We start from the raw sequence: 1,438 nt of genomic DNA on the forward strand, positions 1-1,438 counted from the left end.
TGTGATGTCTCAGGACATCGGTGACAGTTCTGCATCAGGACTTCGGTGACAGTTGATGTGTCAGGACTTCGGTGACGGTCTGTCGGTTTTGGGGCGTGGGCCCCGTGGTCGACCGTTGCCGACGTATCGGATACCGGATGCGGGTCGAGTGTGCTCGGCGAGGACTTCGCCGTGGAGGTCGGTGATGATGACCTGGTCGTCGACGGTGACGACGAGGACCTGTTCGAAGGCGCGTTGTGCGTCGACCCGGTAGGTGACTGTGTCCAGATGGATGGTCCCCGCAGTGCTGATCGTTCGCGCACGGGTGTTCGCGGGCAGGTTCGGCGGTGGCGGAGTGCGGGGTCTGCGGTAGGCGTTCGGGACGGGCGCCGGGTAGGTCGGCCGGTCGGGCTGGGGACGGGGCGGATCGGCGTGGGGGGTGGCGTCCCACGCCGTCTGCGGGGTGATGCGACCGGGCAATCCCTGGTGGGGGCGTTCGGTGTTGTAGAGGTGGTCGAACGCGTCGACCTGAACTTGGAGTTCGGCCAGCGATCCGGCCAGCGGTTGCTTGTCGAGGTAGCGGAACAGGGTCTGATGGAAGCGTTCGTTCTTGCCTTGGGTGGTCGGTTTGTAGGGCTTGCCGGTGATCGTCTGCACGCCGAGGGCGCCCACATGGCTGACGAGTCGGCCGAGGTGTCCGCGCCGGGAGGGGTTGAGCGCGGCCCCGTTGTCTGACAACAGTCTTTGGGGCACGCCACAATCGGCGACGGCCTTATCGAACACTGCGATGGCTGCCTCGGCAGTCTCCGACCACGCCACATGAGAGGCGACCGCGTAGCGGGAGTGGTCGTCGATGAGCTGGAAGATCACACACGTTCGCCCGCCGCTGAGGACGTACTCAGTCGCATCGAGTTGCCAGCATGCATTCGGTGCCGGGTAGACGAACCGTCGCCACGCCGAGCGGGGCTTTTTCTTCGGCTCGAGCCGAGCCACGCCGGCCTCGCGGAAGATCCGCGCCAGCGCCGCGGTGGATGGCACCTGAGGCAAGCCCATCGCCTCCATCTTGTCGTGCACACTGATGGGCCCGTGGTCCAGGCCGGAGGCGTCGAGGGCAGCACGCACCGCCACCGCCTGAGCCTTCACCTCCTCGCTCCAGGTCGACGGACTCGACTTCGGTCGTCGCGTCCTTGGTTCCAGCACAGCGGCCTGCCCGTCGGTCTTGGCGCGCTGGCGCAACGCGTAGAACGACTTTCGGGAGATTCCGTGCTCGACGCAGAACGTCGAGACCGCACCCCGCGGCGCGTCATCGGGCCACTGCGAGATCGCCAACCGGACGCGAGGATCGATGGGTTCATTGACAGCCACCCCCGCAGCCTCGGGGCGGAAGTGTCACCACCAGAACCACCCGAAGTGTCACCGATGTCCTGATGCAGAACTGTCACCGATGTCCTGAGAGATG

1 protein-coding gene is annotated in these 1,438 nt (G+C 65.9%); it reads right to left on the reverse strand.

Features of this window, described 5'->3' with window-relative positions:
- Positions 1–60: 60 nt before the first annotated feature.
- The gene (locus DMB80_RS27730) at positions 61–1,344 is read right to left on the reverse strand and encodes an integrase core domain-containing protein (protein WP_111512754.1); all 1,284 of its coding nucleotides are present in this window, start codon (positions 1,342–1,344) and stop codon (positions 61–63) included.
- Positions 1,345–1,438 lie beyond the last annotated feature (94 nt).

Origin of the sequence: Mycobacterium kyogaense (assembly GCF_003254575.1) — a bacterium.
GTDB classification, from domain to species: domain Bacteria; phylum Actinomycetota; class Actinomycetes; order Mycobacteriales; family Mycobacteriaceae; genus Mycobacterium; species Mycobacterium kyogaense.